The sequence below is a fragment of the Microbacterium terregens genome (assembly GCF_039534975.1).
GTDB classification, from domain to species: domain Bacteria; phylum Actinomycetota; class Actinomycetes; order Actinomycetales; family Microbacteriaceae; genus Microbacterium; species Microbacterium terregens.
The window spans coordinates 3,227,161-3,241,978 of the sequence record NZ_BAAAWH010000001.1 but is presented as its reverse complement, the minus strand read 5'-3'; the positions used below and the strand labels follow the sequence as shown (position 1 = coordinate 3,241,978).

General features: G+C 68.9%; 18 protein-coding genes. 13 read left to right on the top strand and 5 right to left on the bottom strand.

All coding sequences use genetic code 11. From position 1 onward, the window contains the following. Positions 1-33: 33 nt before the first annotated feature. Positions 34-1,146, bottom strand: coding sequence for an alpha/beta fold hydrolase (locus ABD655_RS15155; RefSeq protein ID WP_344715191.1), 1,113 nt, complete (start codon positions 1,144-1,146; stop codon positions 34-36). A gap of 117 nt (positions 1,147-1,263) precedes the next feature. Here ABD655_RS15155 and proC point away from each other — a divergent pair, with 117 nt between their 5' ends. After that, complete coding sequence (gene proC / locus ABD655_RS15150) at positions 1,264-2,109, top strand: pyrroline-5-carboxylate reductase (protein ID WP_344715189.1); 846 nt, start codon at positions 1,264-1,266, stop codon at positions 2,107-2,109. A gap of 52 nt (positions 2,110-2,161) precedes the next feature. Here proC and ABD655_RS15145 read toward each other — a convergent pair whose 3' ends face one another. Next, positions 2,162-2,833, bottom strand: coding sequence for a potassium channel family protein (locus ABD655_RS15145; RefSeq protein WP_344715187.1), 672 nt, complete (start codon positions 2,831-2,833; stop codon positions 2,162-2,164). Beyond that, entirely contained in the window at positions 2,826-4,232 is a 1,407-nt protein-coding gene (locus ABD655_RS15140; RefSeq protein ID WP_344715186.1) for a TrkH family potassium uptake protein, read from the bottom strand. The genes ABD655_RS15145 and ABD655_RS15140 overlap by 8 nt, the downstream gene beginning before the upstream one ends. A gap of 146 nt (positions 4,233-4,378) precedes the next feature. Between ABD655_RS15140 and ABD655_RS15135 the strand changes: the two genes are divergently transcribed. From ABD655_RS15135 to ABD655_RS15115, 5 genes are all read left to right on the top strand, one after another. Beyond that, entirely contained in the window at positions 4,379-4,792 is a 414-nt protein-coding gene (locus ABD655_RS15135; protein ID WP_344715184.1) for an ArsR/SmtB family transcription factor, read from the top strand. A gap of 198 nt (positions 4,793-4,990) precedes the next feature. After that, a complete protein-coding gene (locus ABD655_RS15130) occupies positions 4,991-5,182 on the top strand; it encodes a helix-turn-helix domain-containing protein (RefSeq protein ID WP_091707949.1) in 192 nt (63 codons plus the stop codon). A gap of 138 nt (positions 5,183-5,320) precedes the next feature. Further along, the gene (locus ABD655_RS15125) at positions 5,321-5,419 is read left to right on the top strand and encodes a 30S ribosomal protein bS22 (protein ID WP_003792170.1); all 99 of its coding nucleotides are present in this window, start codon (positions 5,321-5,323) and stop codon (positions 5,417-5,419) included. Positions 5,420-5,515: 96 nt separating this feature from the next. Then, positions 5,516-5,809 carry a rhodanese-like domain-containing protein gene (locus ABD655_RS15120; protein WP_344715178.1) on the top strand — a complete coding sequence of 98 codons (294 nt, stop codon included), beginning with the start codon at positions 5,516-5,518 and terminating at the stop codon, positions 5,807-5,809. A 50-nt stretch (positions 5,810-5,859) separates the two neighbouring features. Next, entirely contained in the window at positions 5,860-6,129 is a 270-nt protein-coding gene (locus ABD655_RS15115; protein ID WP_344715177.1) for a glutaredoxin family protein, read from the top strand. 7 nt (positions 6,130-6,136) lie between these two features. On the opposite strand, the gene aspS is transcribed toward ABD655_RS15115, so the two are convergent. After that, complete coding sequence (gene aspS, locus ABD655_RS15110) at positions 6,137-7,480, bottom strand: aspartate--tRNA(Asn) ligase (protein WP_344715175.1); 1,344 nt, start codon at positions 7,478-7,480, stop codon at positions 6,137-6,139. Between the two features lie 146 nt (positions 7,481-7,626). Here aspS and ABD655_RS15105 point away from each other — a divergent pair, with 146 nt between their 5' ends. Together ABD655_RS15105 and ABD655_RS15100 are read left to right on the top strand one after the other, a co-directional pair. Then, positions 7,627-8,061: a DUF6264 family protein gene (locus ABD655_RS15105; protein ID WP_344715173.1), complete on the top strand. Its 435-nt coding sequence runs from the start codon at positions 7,627-7,629 to the stop codon at positions 8,059-8,061. Between the two features lie 58 nt (positions 8,062-8,119). After that, positions 8,120-8,665, top strand: coding sequence for a DUF4287 domain-containing protein (locus tag ABD655_RS15100; protein WP_344715171.1), 546 nt, complete (start codon positions 8,120-8,122; stop codon positions 8,663-8,665). A gap of 59 nt (positions 8,666-8,724) precedes the next feature. Here the strand turns inward: ABD655_RS15100 and ABD655_RS15095 are convergent, their stop codons facing one another. Further along, on the bottom strand, positions 8,725-9,663 hold the full coding sequence (locus tag ABD655_RS15095; RefSeq protein WP_344715169.1) for a helix-turn-helix domain-containing protein: 939 nt from the start codon (positions 9,661-9,663) through the stop codon (positions 8,725-8,727). 78 nt (positions 9,664-9,741) lie between these two features. Here ABD655_RS15095 and ABD655_RS15090 point away from each other — a divergent pair, with 78 nt between their 5' ends. The 5 genes from ABD655_RS15090 to ccsB are packed head-to-tail and all read left to right on the top strand — an operon-like array spanning position 9,742 to position 14,772. Further along, positions 9,742-10,371 (top strand): histidine phosphatase family protein, encoded by a 630-nt coding sequence (locus tag ABD655_RS15090; RefSeq protein WP_344715168.1) that lies wholly within the window; start codon positions 9,742-9,744, stop codon positions 10,369-10,371. Continuing rightward, positions 10,371-10,985 carry a TlpA family protein disulfide reductase gene (locus ABD655_RS15085; RefSeq protein ID WP_344715166.1) on the top strand — a complete coding sequence of 205 codons (615 nt, stop codon included), beginning with the start codon at positions 10,371-10,373 and terminating at the stop codon, positions 10,983-10,985. The genes ABD655_RS15090 and ABD655_RS15085 overlap by 1 nt, the downstream gene beginning before the upstream one ends. Beyond that, the gene (locus tag ABD655_RS15080; RefSeq protein WP_344715164.1) at positions 10,982-11,794 is read left to right on the top strand and encodes a cytochrome c biogenesis CcdA family protein; all 813 of its coding nucleotides are present in this window, start codon (positions 10,982-10,984) and stop codon (positions 11,792-11,794) included. The genes ABD655_RS15085 and ABD655_RS15080 overlap by 4 nt, the downstream gene beginning before the upstream one ends. Then, the gene (gene resB, locus ABD655_RS15075) at positions 11,775-13,691 is read left to right on the top strand and encodes a cytochrome c biogenesis protein ResB (RefSeq protein ID WP_344715162.1); all 1,917 of its coding nucleotides are present in this window, start codon (positions 11,775-11,777) and stop codon (positions 13,689-13,691) included. Before ABD655_RS15080 ends, resB begins: the two co-directional genes overlap by 20 nt. A gap of 4 nt (positions 13,692-13,695) precedes the next feature. Further along, positions 13,696-14,772, top strand: coding sequence for a c-type cytochrome biogenesis protein CcsB (gene ccsB, locus ABD655_RS15070; RefSeq protein WP_344715160.1), 1,077 nt, complete (start codon positions 13,696-13,698; stop codon positions 14,770-14,772). Positions 14,773-14,818: the final 46 nt, after the last annotated feature.

Genomic DNA, 14,818 nt, shown 5'->3' with positions numbered 1-14,818 from the left:
ACGCGCGGATCAAGGTGGCAGACGTGGGGTGCCTCAGTCCTCGGACTTCAGGATGATCGTCTCCGTGGGCGGCGCCGGATCGACCGGGGTTCCGACGTAGCCGATGACCGACAGCAGTGCGTGTCGGAACTCTGCCGGCGACTCCAGGTTGGCCGTGTGGCCGACGCCCTCCAAGCTGACCTCCGTGACGTCTCCGCCGGCCGCCGCGTAGGCGTCGAGGACGTCGCGGGTCTGCGAGACGATCTCCTGCGGCGGGGCGATCTCCTCGCCCGGCCAGCCGGGGACGATGCCCAGCTTGCCGAGCTGGTTCAGGTCGTAGAAGGAAGTGTCCGAGACGATCACGTCCAGTGCGCCGTGCACCCACGCGATCGGCGGCTTCGGGTCGAGGTCGACGATGCCGGAGACGTTGAAGTACTTCGGCGCCATCGTGTTGAGAACACCGGTCGCGCCCGGGGCGAACCCCGGCCAGTTCTCGCTGGGGACCGCCTCGCCGGGGTAGTTTCCCGTGGCCGTCGAGGTCGTCAGCATCGACTCGATCCACACGTCCTCGTGCGGGCTGCTGTACCCGGGGGCGACGTAGCTGGCGCGGAAGACGCTGCGCGGGGATGTCGGAGCGTCGGTTGTCATGTCGTGGTCGATGAGCCGCTGGATGAAGTCCGGATTCACACCGCCGGCGCCGGTGCCGGCATCGTCCTCGGTCAGGCGGGAGCCGTCGCGCCGCGTACCGCCGAAGCCGAAGGGCGAGATGGGCGAGAGCAGCGTGAGGCTGAGGACCGGGTGATCGAGCGCATACTGCATCACCACGCCGCCGCCCATCGACCAGCCCACCAGGTGCGCGGTGGGAATGCCGAGTTCTTCGAGGGTCGCCGCGACGTCGTCGCTGAAGTCGCGTACCCCGCGAGTCGCGTCGACGGGAGCGTGCTCCGTGCCTCCGAAACCGCGCAGGTCGATGCCGAGGACGCGCAGGTCGTGCGGCAGGTCGAGCATGGTCTCCTGCCAGAACAGGGACGATGACAGGTTCCCGTGGATGAGGACCACGGTCCGCTCGGGGGGAGTGTCCGGATCGTCGCCCTCGCGCTCGAGGATGTTGACGTTCAATCCGGGCGTCTCGATGAGGCGGGCCGTGATGCCGTCGAAGAGGGTCATGTCGGGTCCTTCGCTGTCGAATCGGGGGCGCCGGCGCCCGCGATTCCTCGACTATAGTCCCGCCGCCCGGAGACATGAACGGGCTTTCAGGTCAGGCGCGGCCGTAGGATATTCGCCATGCCCACCGACGCCGTCACGCTCCCGCCCATCGCGATCCTCGGAGCGGGATCGATGGGTGGCGCGATCCTGCAGGGGCTGGTGCGCTCCGGCATCGCGACCGGTGGTGTCACGGTGACCAACCGCACCCCCGGCAAGGCCGCTGCGCTGGCTGATCTCGAGGGAGTCACCAGCGTCGCGCTCGAAGACCGGCCGAACGCCAACGCCGAGGCCGCGGCATCCGCTCGGATCGTGCTGGTGGGTGTCAAGCCGGCGATGGTGCCCGACCTGCTGCGTGAGATCGCGCCGCACCTCGCGTCCGGAACCATCGTGGTCAGTCTCGCGGCCGGCGTTCCGATCGCGACGTTCGAGTCGATCCTCGGGAGCGATGTCGCGGTCCTGCGGTCCATGCCGAACACTCCCGCGGTGGTGCGCGCGGCCGTCACCGGGCTGGCGGCCGGCGCCGGCGCGTCGACTGATGACGTCGCGGTCACGCGCGCGCTGTTCGAGACGGTCGGAACCGTGATCGAGGTGCCCGAGTCCCAGATCGACGCGCTCTCGACGATCTCGGGGTCGGGTCCGGCCTACTTCTTCCTGCTGGTCGAGGAGTTCACGAAAGCGGCCGTCGGCAAGGGCTTCGCCGAGGCGGAGGCACGCGTGATGGCCGAGCAGACCTTCATCGGCGCGGCCGCCCTTCTGCAGGCCTCCGACACGGACCCGGCGGAGCTGCGGCGGCGCGTCACAAGCCCGAAGGGCACCACCGAGCGCGCGATCGCGGTGCTGCAGAGTGCACGCCTCGACGAGGTGTTCGCCGCGGCGACGGACGCGGCGCTCGTCCGTGCCAAGGAGCTCGCCGCGGGGGAGTAGCACGCTCGGTGTCGAAGGACACCGCGGTCTCGGTACGCGGCTGCGCCGCGACTCAACGGTCGAGGGAGGCGAAGCGCTCGATGTCGCTGTTGGTGCCGGAGACGATGATCAGGTCGTGGTTGGTGACGACCGTGTTCGCCTCCGCGTAGCGGAAGGGCTTGCCGGGACTCTTCACGCCGACGACCGTCACGTTGTACTTCGTCCGGACACCGGACTCGTTCAGGCCCACGCCGCGGATGAACTTCGGCGGATACATCTTGGCGATCGCGAAGTCGTCGTCGAAGCGGATGAAGTCCAGCATCCGTCCGCTCACGAGGTGCGCGACGCGTTCGCCGGCCTCTCGCTCGGGGTAGATGACGTGGTTGGCGCCGACCCGGGCGAGGATCTTGCCGTGCGACTGGGTGACGGCCTTGGCCCAGATCTGCGGGACCTTGAGGTCGACGAGGTTCGCCGTGATGAGAACGGATGCCTCGATCGAGGAGCCGACGGCGACCACCGCGACCTGGAAGTCCTGTGCGCCCACCTGTTTGAGGGCGTCGATGTTGCGGCCGTCGGCCTGCACGGTATGCGTCACCCGCTCCGACCACTTCTGCACGAGGTCGAGGCTCTCGTCGATGGCCAGCACCTCGCGTTCGAGCCGGTCCAGCTCGCCCGCGCAAGCCGCGCCGAACCTGCCGAGTCCGATCACCAGGACAGGGGCGTCGCCCCTGATGCGCTCAACCAACGATCGGCCTTTCCACTGGCAGCGAGTAGAGCTGCGAACGGGATGTCGCAGCCACGGCCGCGGCGAGTGTCACTGTACCAATGCGGCCCATGAAGATGGTCACGGCCATGACGTAGATGGCGGGGTCGGTCAGCTCGGCCGTCAGCCCGGTCGACAGGCCGACGGTGCCGAACGCGGAGATCACGTCGAAGAGGACATCCGAGACGTCTGCCTGGCTGATCTGCGCGATCGTGATCGTCGCGAGTGCGCAGATCGTGGCACCCCAGGCGACGACCGAGAGGGCGACGCGCTGGACGTCGCTGGGGATGCGGCGCCCGAACGACTCGACGGACTGGCGGCCCTTCGCTTCGGAGATGACGGCGAGGGCGAGGACGGCCAGGGTCGTCACCTTGATGCCTCCGGCCGTCGAGGCCGAGCCGCCGCCCACGAACATGAGCATCGAACCGACCACGAGGGAGGAGCCGTGCAGTTCGCCGATCGGGACGACGGAGAACCCCCCGGAACGGGTCATCGCGGAGAGGAAGAAGGCCTGGAACGTGGTGTCCCACGCGCTGAGCGATCCGAAGGTCTTCGGGTTGTTGTACTCCAGGATGAGGAACGCGGCCGCTCCGGCGAAGAACAGCATGACGGTCGTGATGAGCGTGAGCTTGGCGTGCAGCGACCAGCGGCGCACGTGCCAGACGTGCTTCCACAGCGTGTAGATCACCGGGAACCCGATGGAGCCGAGGAAGACGCCCACCATCAGCACGGTCAGCAGAAGGTAATCGTCGGCGAACGGCTGCAGCCCCCCGACGTTCGGGGTGAAGCCGGTGTTGGTGAAGGCCATCGCCGCGTAGAACGGGGCCTCCCACAGGGCCTCGAGGGGGCCGACACCGGCGATCACGAGTGACGGATAGAGCAGAACCGCGAGCGCGCCCTCGATCACCAGGGTCGACAGCGCCACCGTGCGCAACAGCTGACCCACCTCGCCGAGGCGGACGGTCTGTCCTTCGTTGACCGGCCCCCCGTGCGAGCGGAGCGGGTTCGAGTCGCTGGCCGCGATCAGCTTGGCCCGCAGCCCGAGGCGCTTGGAGATCACCAGCCCGAGGATCGAGGCCAGCGTGAGCACGCCCATCCCGCCGATGTTGACGCCGATGAAGATGAGGAACTTGCCGAACGGCGAGAAATGCGTGGCGACGTCGACGGTCGACAGCCCGGTGACGCAGATCGTGGACACGGCGGTGAAGAGGGCGTCGGCGAGCTCGGTGCGCTTGCCGTCGGCGGCCGACGCGGGCAGTGACAGCAGGGCCGTGAAGAGCAGCACCAGCGCCGCGAACACGACGACCGCGAAGCGCGCCGGCGATGAGGTGGTGCGCGTGCGGATGTAGTCGAAGGCGCGCCGCGGCGCACTTCGCGTCACGAACGGAGACCGGTCCTCTTCCCCGGAATCACGCCGACCGCGACCGGTGACGCGCCTGCCCTGCGACATGCACGTCCTCCCTGCTGCGGCCCTCTGGCGGAACGTCCATCATGGTACTCCGGCGGGTGCGCGGCTAACCTATCCACATGGCGGACATCTTCGACGTGATCGCGGACGGCACCCGTCGCGACATCCTGCAACTCCTCCTCGATCGTTCGTCCGCCGGCGAGCGCGGGACGAGTGTGTCGCATATCGTGCAGCAGCTCGGCGTGTCCCAGCCGACGGTTTCCAAGCACCTGAAGGTCCTGCGTGAGGCCCATCTGGTGTCGGTCCGCGAAGAGGGCCAGCACCGTTACTACAGCCTGTCCTCGTCGCCGTTGGACGAGATCGATGACTGGCTGATCCCGTTCTTGGACGATGGGGCGGATGCCGAGTCAGAACTGGCCGGAGCAACCACCCTCACCGATTCCGCGGCGCACGCCGCCGAGGTGGTCGGCCGCGCCGCGGCATCCGCCAAACACGCCGTGGCGTCTGCGTTGAAGAAGCTTCCCGGACGCTGAGCGGACCTGTGCCGAGAAGCGACTTCCCGGCACAGCGGACAGCCGTCCGTGGGGCGCGAGAGCGCGTCGCACGTCATCCCGGCGCCTGATCTCGGCGTCTTCGTGTGCCGCCGGCATCCATTCCCAGTGGCCACATGGGTTTACACGTGTCGCAGCCACCCCATAGAGTGATGGCAGACCATCTCGGAAGGGGAGATCATGGCCGAGCTGCCTGATGTGCGCTTTCTGACGGTCGCCGAGGTCGCCGACATCATGCGGGTGTCGAAGATGACCGTGTACCGTCTGGTCCATGCCGGCGAACTTCCCGCGGTGCGCTTCGGTCGCAGCTATCGTGTCCCCGAGTCGGCTGTCACCGAGGCGCTGCAGCGCCCGATCGCCGACGTCGGCTGACCAGGAATCCGCCCCTCCGTGCAAGGCCGTGGGCAGCGCCTGATAGACTGACGACAGGCTTTCAGATTCTTGCCCGTTCCCGGGCGGTTGTCGCATGCCTGCGTCGGTCGTCCAGACCCCGATCTAGTGAGGTTTTCCGTGGGTTCAGTCATCAAGAAGCGCCGCAAGCGCATGGCGAAGAAGAAGCACCGCAAGCTGCTTCGCAAGACTCGCCACCAGCGCCGCAACAAGAAGTAGCGGCAACCACACCAAGCGCCTGTCCGGTGGACGGGCGCTTCGTGCATCCCGCACGCTGTCCTGCGTGGCCGGCACCGGCGCGCAGAGAGGTCCGACATGAAATCCATCACCACTGCTCAGCTCCGCGAGCGATCCGGCACACCGCTCATCGACGTGCGTGAACCCGATGAGTTCGCGACCGGTCATGTGCCGGGCGCCGTGAACCTGCCCATGTCGACGCTGGGCGAGCACCTCGACCAGCTTCCCGCCGAACCGTTCGACGTGATCTGCCAGGTCGGCGGGCGTTCGGGACGAGTCGTCGAGGCGCTCTCCGGTCGGGGCTACGACGCCACCAACGTCGACGGCGGTACCGCCGAGTGGGTCTCGTCCGGCTACCCCGTCGAGCGCTGACGACGACGCGAACGCGTCCGCCCCCTCCATCCGCTGCTTAGGATGAGACGATGACCACCGTCACCGTGATCGGCAAGCCCGGGTGCCACCTCTGCGCCGTGGCGCGCGAAATCGTCGACGTCGTGGTCTCGGAGGCTCCGGAGGACCGGATCGTCGTCGAGGAGCTGTCGATCGCGGACGATCCCGCCCTCTACGAGCTCTGGTGGGAGAAGATCCCGGTGGTGCTCATCGACGGTGAGCTGCACGCGCACTGGCGGGTGTCCGCGGACCGCCTGCGGGCCGCGCTGAACGTCCCGGACGACAGGGCCGTCCGCGCGTAGTCCCGCCTTACGGCGAGAGGCGCGTAGGACCGCGGAAGAGGTACGTGACCTCGCGGATCGAGGACTCGCCGAGCAGCAGCATCAGCACGCGCGCCAGCCCCATGCCGAAGCCTCCGTGCGGCGGCACGCCGTACCGGAAGAAGTCGAAGTAGAAGTCGAGGTGTTCCGGCTCGAGGCCCTTCTGCTTGGCCTGTTCGATGAGGATGTCGACGCGGTGCTCGCGCTGGGCGCCGGTCGTGATCTCGACGCCGTTGTAAAGCAGGTCGTAGCTCTTCGTGAGGCCGGTCTCGGCATCCCGCATGTGGTAGAAAGCGCGGATCTCGTGCGGGTAGTCCGTGATGAACACGAAGTCGTGCCCATAGGTCTCCTTGACATGCGCCGAGATCTGGCGCTCGCCCTCGGGGTCGAGGTCACCATCGGTGCGAGGGATCTCGTAGCCGCGTGCCGCAACGATCTCGCGGGCCTCGGCGAGCGGAATGCGGGGGAACGGGATGGTCGGGGTGGTCGGCGTGACGCCGAACAGCTCCTCGATCTCGGCGCCGTGCTTTTCCAGGACAGCGCCGATCGCGAAGGCGAGAAGCTCCTCCTGCATGCGGGCGACGTCCTCGTGCGAGTCGATCCACGAGATCTCGGCGTCGACGCTGGTGAACTCCGTGGCGTGCCGCGAGGTGAACGACGGGTCGGCGCGGTAGACGTCGCCGATCTCGAAGATCTTGCCGAAGCCGGCCGACTGCGCCATCTGCTTGAAGAACTGGGGGCTCTGCGCCAGGTAGGCAGTCTGCTCCCCGAAGTACTCCAGGGCGAACAGCTCCGCGTTGGACTCCGAGGCGGAGCTCATCAGCTTGGGGGAGTGGATCTCGATGAAGTCGCGCTCGATCCACCACGTGCGCATCGCGTGCTCGAGGGTGGTCTGCACGCGGAAGATGAGGTTGTTGCGACGCTGCCGCAGGTCGAGGAAGCGCCAGTCCATCCGCTTGTCCTGCGCGCTGTCGGCGGCGATGGGCGTCTCGGGGAGCGCCGCCGCGGCGATCTCGAGCCCGCTGAGTTTGATCTCGACGCCGCCGAGCTTGACGCGCTCGTCGTGCTTGAGCTCGCCCTGTGCGGTGAGGAACGTCCCGGTAGTCAGCGCCGAGATGGTGTCGGTGAGCGCGAGCGCCTCGGCGTTCTGCGGTTCAGCCGCGTCCGGGTCGAACCGGGTCGCGGGGTTCACCAACTGCACGGCGCCGGTCTCGTCGCGAAGGATGACGAACTGCACCTTCTTCTGATCACGGACGGTTTCGACCCATCCGGACACCGAAACGGGTCCATCGGATCGGGCCTGCAGCTGCTTGACGAGAACGCGTTCACTCACGAGGGGACAGTCTAGTTGAGCCCTTGCGGGTCAATGTGGCGCAGCAGCGCTGACGCGCGGGGGCTCACGGTCGCGGCGCCGTCGTCGACGGTGTCCGCAGACCCGGTCGGGCGTCTCCCGGCAGCGAGCCTCCCTAAGCTGAACGCGTGACCACGCCTCCTCCTGTTCCGCCCGCCGGACCGCCCGCCGCCGCATCCTACGGTCAGCCGCCCGCCACCGTGTCGATGGCGGCTCCCGCCCCGGCTCCGCAACGACCGGCGATCGTGTGGGACATCGTTCTCACGCTCATCCTGCTCGTGGGGGTCGGCATCCTGGCGCTGATGACCTCGTACTTCGGGCTGTTCCTGGTCATGGCCTCGGATCCGTGCGGCGGCACCATGCAGTGCAACACCGACCTCATCGGACTCGGCGTTCTGGCCGCTGTCGGCCTGCCCTGGGTGGTCCTTCTCATCGCGGCCGTGGTCGCGATCGTTCTGCTGGTCAAGCGACGGATCGCCTTCTGGGTGCCGCTGGTTGCCGCGCCGCTGGTGATCGCCTGCTGGTTCGTCGGCGCGGCGATGGCCTCCGCGGGCGTTCCCTGACGCCGACAGGGTCAAGAACGTTCAATCCGCGGAGCAGCCCGCGCACTAGCGTGCGGTCATGGACGTGGACGCTGCAACGCAGACGATGATCGACAACCTGCCCGCCAAGACCGGCCGAGGACTGGATGAATGGTTCGCGGTGGTCGATGCGTCCGGGTTCGACAAGCACGGGCAGATCCTCTCGCACCTGAAGAGCGAGTACGGCGTCTCGCACGGTTTCGCCAACCTGATCGCCGCCCGATCGCTTGCGCGTGGTCAGGCGACGACCGCCGGCGACCTGGTCGAGGCGCAGTACGCGGGCCGCAAGGCCGCGTTGCGACCGCTGTACGATCGCCTGATCTCGGAAGTGGGCGGTTTCGGCGACGATGTCGAGATCGCGCCGAAGAAGACCAGCGTGTCGTTGCGGCGCAGCAAGCAGTTCGCGCTGATCGAGGCGGCGAGCGCGACGCGACTGCAGATCGGTCTGAACCTGCGCGGCACCGAGCCGACCCGGCGGCTGCGTGCGGCCGGCGGTATGTGCACGCACCGGGTCGACGTCGGGTCGGCCGACGAGATCGACGCCGAGCTGGTCCGGTGGCTGCGCGAGGCGTACGAGGTGGCGTGACGGTGCTCAGCGTCGGGGTGCCGCCCGGGGCGCGGCCTCCCCGCCTGAGCAGGGCCACCTCAGTCCCGCGTGATCGGCACGTCCTCGAGCGGGACGAAGCTCGCGGCATCCGGTCCGAACTCGACGACGCGCCGGTAGTAGTCCGCGGGCGTCCAGCCGCTGAACCGTCGGAACGCGCGAATCACGTGCGGCTGGTCGGAGAAACCGGATGCCGCGGCCAGCGCCGCCCAGTCCGGCGATCGTGCCCTATCCGGCGCGCCCGGCTGCTCGTGCACCGTTTGCACGAACGTGTGGAAGCGCCAGATCTGTGCGTACGCCTTCGGCGTGAGACCGGTCGCAGCGCGGAATCGAGCGATGAGCGTGCGATGCGACACACCGCCGCGGGCCGCAAGGTCGGCGATCGGACCGGAGGGTTCGGCATGGATCGCCGCAACCGCGCCGGCGACCAGAGGATCGGTCACGCGGCCGGTGCGATGCGCGAGGAGGAAGCGTGCGAGCACATCGATCGCGGCAGCGGGCGTCGGCGCCGAGCGTACGTCCGAGACGAGGCGGTCCACTCCGGTCCACAGCGTCCCGGCATCCCGCACGCGACCGACCACGTCCGGGGGAGCGGCATCCGTCACCGCCGGGAGCGCTGCGGGAAGCAGTTCGGCTCCCACGTGGCGGATCCGTGGCGGCGACTCGATGACGAGGTATTCCGACTGGATGCCGGACACGAACGCGTCGGAGACGAGCGTCGCCACACCGGAGCGGTCGAAGAGCCGGTAGGGGGTCGAGAGGTTCACGATGACATGCACGGAGGGCAGCGGAAGGATCTTCTCGAACCGACGCAGCGGATGCGCCTCGAGCATCCACAGCCGCGCCACGACCTGCCCGAGCCCGGCGGGCACGGGCAGCTCCTGGTACATCCCGTGCTCCCCAGGCGCCCCGTCCTCGCGCCCGCCGTCGATGGCACGGTCACCGGGCGCGCGGTCGCCAGGCGCACCGTCGTCGATCACACCGTCACGCTAGCGCGGGCGGACGCGGAAAGCGCCCGCCTCAGCGAGCACACAACGGCGTCACCGTAGACTGGATCCGTGCCCGCAGACCGCCTTCATCTCGTGCGCCACGGAGAGGTCCACAACCCTCGCCGGGTGCTGTACGGGCGGCTTCCCGGCTTCGGCCTGAGCGCTGACGGCCGACGGATGGCCCGCCAGGCGGCCGAGTACGTCCAGGGGCTCGAGCGCGCTGTCGGCGCCCTCATCGCTTCGCCGCTGCAGCGCACGCGCGAATCCGCGGAGCCTTTCACCGAGCTGTTCGGGATGGACCCCGTGATCGACGAGCGCGTCATCGAGCCGACCAACGTGTTCGAGGGCAAGCGGATGAGCAGGGCACTGGCCAACCCGGCGAGCTGGCGCTACCTCGCCCGACCCGAGATCCCCAGCTGGGGCGAGCCCTACGCGCAGGTCGTCACGCGCATGCAGGACGCGATGAGCGAGGCGTGGCACCGCACCGATTCGGGTGACGTGGTCATTGTCAGTCACCAGCTTCCGATCTGGGTGACGCACCTCGCCGTGGCGGGATTGCCGGCGCGGCACGACCCCCGCCGACGCCGGTGCGCGCTTTCGAGCGTGACCAGCTTCGAACTCGTGGGCGACGTGTGGCGCGAGACCGACTATGCCGAGCCGGCGTCGACCGAGGGTGCCGTCGATGTGGGGGCCGTCTGATGAGATCTCCCCAAGCCATCGGTGCACGGCGTGCCGCCGTCGCGCTGCTCACGGCTGCCCTGGCGCTCTCGCTCGCCGCGTGCGCGAACGACCCGTTGGCCGAGCAGTACCGGGCCGGTGAGAACAAGGGATACATCGCGGGCGACTTCCGCGTCGTGGAGATCCCCGCCGACCAGCGCACCGAACCGGTGGTGTTCGAGGCGACCACCGAGACCGGGGCGACTGTCGAGAGCGACGACTACCTCGGCGGCGTGCTGGTCGTGAACTTCTGGTACGCCGCGTGCGGTCCGTGCCGCGCCGAGGCGGGCGACCTCGAGAAGGCGTACGGCGCCTTCGAGGGTGAGAACGTCGCGTTCCTCGGCATCAACACCATCGATTCCGCCGAGGGGGCCGCGGCGTTCGCCGAGACCTACGGTGTGACGTACCCGAGCGCCATCGCATCCGAAACGCCGGCGATCAAACTGGCCTTCGCCGAGAAGACCCCGATCCAAGCGACGCCGACGACCCTGGTCCTGGACGCCGGCGGCCGCGTCGCCGCCCGGATCATCGGCCAGCTTCCGGATGCCTCGATCCTGACCGCCCTCGTGCGCGACGCGCTCGCGGAGTCGTCGTGAACCCCGGCGCGGTCATCACGGACGGCGCGCTCTGGCTCGCCTTGCCGATCGCTCTGCTCGCCGGGCTCGTGTCGTTCCTGTCGCCCTGCGTGCTGCCCCTCGTTCCCGGGTACCTCGGATTCATCGGCGGTTCCGTCGCGCCGCGGCCGGAACCGGTCGTCGCGGGCTCTCGCGCGTCGCTGCGCACGACCGGCGCCCCAGCCGACACGACCCTGCTCGCGGAGACTCCCAGTCGCGGCCGGCTTCTGGTCGGCGTGCTGCTGTTCATCGCCGGATTCACCGTGGTCTTCATGACCGTCAACATCCTGGGCGGTACGGTCGGTCGCTTCTTCCTCGAATACGCCGACCCCATCACGCGAGTCATGGGCGTGATCGTGATCCTCCTCGGGCTCGTGTTCATCGGGCTCTTCGGGTTCGCGCAGCGCACGTTCAAGCCGCAGGTGCGCGGGAACGTCGGCCTGATCGGGGCTCCCCTGCTCGGGCTGGCTCTCGGCATCGGCTGGGCGCCCTGCATCGGACCCACCCTCGGCGCGATCCTCGCCATGTCGTGGAACTTCGGCGACCCGGTTCGGGCGGGGCTGCTCGGGCTGGCCTATTCGCTGGGTCTCGGCATCCCGTTCATCCTCCTCACCTTGGGCTTCGGGTGGGCGACGCGTTCGGTCGGGTTCCTGCGCCGCCACATCCGCACGGTCAACATCGTCGGCGGCGTGCTGCTCGTCGTCCTCGGCATCCTGATGGTCTCCGGTGTCTGGACCCTCCTCATGGCTCAGCTGCAGGGGGTGTTCCTCAGTGTCCCGCTCCCGCTCTGAGGCTGCCGGCACCCCGGAGCCCACCGAGGGGACGCTGCGACCCGCGGATCACGCCGATTCGGTCGCGGCATCCTCCGATATCGCCCAGCCCGCGCTCGGCCCGGTCGGCTGGCTGCGCTGGGGATGGCGCCAGCTCACGAGCATGCGGACGGCGCTGGTCCTGCTCCTGCTGCTGGCGATCGCCGCCGTGCCGGGGTCCATCGTGCCGCAGCGCAGCGCGGACCCCAACGGTGTGACGCAGTACTTCGCCGACAACCCCGATCTCGCGCCGATTCTGGACAACCTCCAGCTGTTCGACGTCTACTCGTCCATCTGGTTCTCGTCGATCTACATCCTGCTGTTCGTCTCGCTGATCGGATGCGTGATTCCGCGCTCGCGCCACCACTGGAAGGCGCTGCGGGCGCGTCCGCCCCGAACGCCCGCCCGCCTGGAGCGGCTCGCCGACCACCGTGCGGCGACCGTGGAGCTCGCGCCCGGAGCGGATGCCGCGGCCGCCGCCGCGACGGCGGTCGATGTCGCCGCCGCGCAGCTGCGCAGCGGGGGATACCGGGTCGAGCGCTACGACGCACGCGGGACGCTGTCGGTCTCCGCCGAGCGCGGCTACGCGCGCGAGACCGGGAACCTGGTCTTCCACACCGCCCTGATCGGCGTCCTGGTCGCGGTCGGGCTCGGGGGCGGCTACACCTACACGGGCCAGGGCGTCATCGTCGAGGGGGGCACCTTCGTCAACACGATGCTCGATTACACCTCGTTCAACCCGGGCCGCTTCGTGGACGAGGAGCAGCTCGCACCGTACTCGATGACCCTCGACGAGTTCAGTGTCACCTACCAGCCCTCGGGCACGCAGGGTGCGGGTCAGGCGGGCGACTTCATCGCGCATCTGACGACGCAGCTCGCGGGCCAGGAGCCGGTGCAGGGTGAGGTGCGCGTCAACCATCCGCTCGAGATCGAGGGCGACCGGGTCTACCTGATGGGCAACGGATACGCGCCGACGATCACGATCAGGGATGCCGCGGGCACGACCGTGTTCTCGGAGTCGGTGCCCTTCCTGCCGCAGGACACGAACATGACATCCCTCGGGGTCATCAAGGTGCCCGACGGCATGCCCGAACAACTGGGGCTCGTCGGCTTCTTCTACCCGACACAGGCGCCGTTGACCACCGGTGCGTTCACGTCCGCGTATCCCGCACTCGTCAACCCGGTCGTCACTCTCGACGTCTACGCCGGCGACCTCGGCATCGACGATGGCACGCCCCGCTCGGTGTACACCCTCGACCCGACCGGCATGACCCAGCTCACCGGGCGGGCCGTCGACGTCGGGTCGATCGAACTCGCACCCGGCCAGACGGCCGAGCTGCCGGACGGCCTGGGCACGATCACGTTCGAGAACGAGGCGCCCGCGGGCGCCGAGGGCTACGACCAGTCCGTCAAGCGATTCGTGTCGTTGTCGGTCCATCGGGATGCCGCGGCCACGTGGGTCCTCGCCTTCGCCGTGCTCGCGGTACTGGGGCTGCTCGCCGCCCTGTTCATCCCGCGCCGCCGGATCTGGGTCAAGGCCACCGCCGACGGGCACACGCTGCGGCTCGAGTACGCCGGACTCGCACGCGGCGAGGACCCGACCATCGCCGCGGCGCTGGACCAGATCGTCGTGAAGCACACCACCTCGCTGGAGCCGCTGCTGCGCGAGCAGGTGTCCGCGCCGGCGGGCGAGCCGAGCCCTGCGGCCGGGCGCGGCGGGGGTTCCGCGGGCGAGCGAGGTTCCGGCTCCGGAGCCGCTTCCAGTTTCGCTTCGGGCTCCGGCGCCGCCTCAGGTTCCGGTTCCGGCTCCGGCTCCGGTTCCGCCTCCGCAGGGGCGCAGTCCGCCCAGGGATCCGACGATCCGCCCCGCGTAGACTGAATCCATGCCTGGCACACCCCTCTCGCTCGACACGGTCTCCGTGCTGCTCGTGTGGACCGCGATCGCGATCTACGCGCTCGCGTTCATCACTTATGCCGTCGACCTGGCGCGCCGCGGCGCGAGCGCCGTCGACGCGCAGGACGAGGCGACCCGCGAGCGCGAGCTCGTGTCCGTCGGGGCATCGGCCGCGGCATCCGTCGCCGCACCCGCCGGCCGGGCAGCCGGTGCACGGATGCGCGATCAGGAACGTGCCGCGGAGCGGGCGTTCACCGCGCGTCCGAGCCAGCGCCCGCGGCTGATCTGGGCGCGCATCGGCACTGCGCTGACGGTGCTCGGCTTCCTCTTCCACGTCGCCGGAGACGTCACCCGCGGCATCGCGGCATCGCGCGTTCCGTGGTCGAACATGTACGAGTTCGCCCTGACGGGCACCATGCTCATCGTCGCGGTGTACCTCGTCTCGCTCCTGCGCTACGACCTGCGGTTCCTCGGCTCGTTCATCACCGGCATGGTGGTGCTGTTGCTGGGCGGCGCGGCGCTGGCGTTCTATGTCGAGATCTCGCCGCTGATGGACCCGCTCAAGAGCATCTGGCTGGTGATCCACGTCTTCGTGGCCTCGCTGGCGACGGCGCTGTTCGCGCTGGCCTTCGGGCTCTCGGTGCTGCAGCTGATGCAGGCGCGTCGCGAGCGCAAGATCGGCATGGCGGATGCCGCGACCGGCGACGCCGCCGTACCGAAGACGGGGCCGCGGTTCCTTCGCACGCTGCCCGGCAGCGACGCCCTCGAGTCGATCGCGTACCGGTTCGCGATCATCGGCTTCATCTTCTGGACCTTCACGCTCATCGCCGGGTCGATCTGGGCCAACGACGCCTGGGGTCGGTACTGGGGCTTCGACACGAAGGAAGTGTGGACCTTCGTCATCTGGGTGCTCTACGCCGGATACATCCACGCCCGCGCGACGCGCGGCTGGCGCGGGTCGCGGTCGGCGTGGCTGTCGATCATCGGCTTCGCCGCCGTGATGTTCAACTTCACGATCGTGAACATGTTCTTCAAGGGCCTGCACGCGTACTCCGGCCTGAGCTGAGTCGCGCGGTCGTTCATGTGGCGCGGTGAGTCGCGCGGTGCTGAGT